Annotated in this window: 1 protein-coding gene; it reads right to left on the reverse strand. The window is 48.3% G+C overall.

What is annotated here, in order from left to right:
• Positions 1-120: 120 nt before the first annotated feature.
• Positions 121-269, reverse strand: a 149-nt coding sequence (locus SB775_RS29990) for a DUF4272 domain-containing protein (protein WP_410864894.1), incomplete at its 5' end; no start/stop codon positions are given.

The raw sequence follows: 269 nt of genomic DNA on the forward strand, positions 1-269 counted from the left end.
GGTGGCTGACTGCTACCACACGATTTGAAACAACCCACCTGATAACTTTATCGAAAAAGAAAAGCTGACATCGTTTCTACGACATCAGCTTATCCTTCCCAACACTTTTATCATGCGTCTTTACGTATCTGTCCGCACATCATCCCACTCGTCCTCCATGTAGTTGACGAGCCAGTTCAGCGCCCTGTGACGTTCCAATACGACTTCATCGTTCAGCCCGCCCTCTACAGTCTTGCCATTTATTCTCGCATTGACGCAAGCCCAGTCGT

The organism is Peribacillus sp. SIMBA_075 (genome assembly GCF_046534585.1).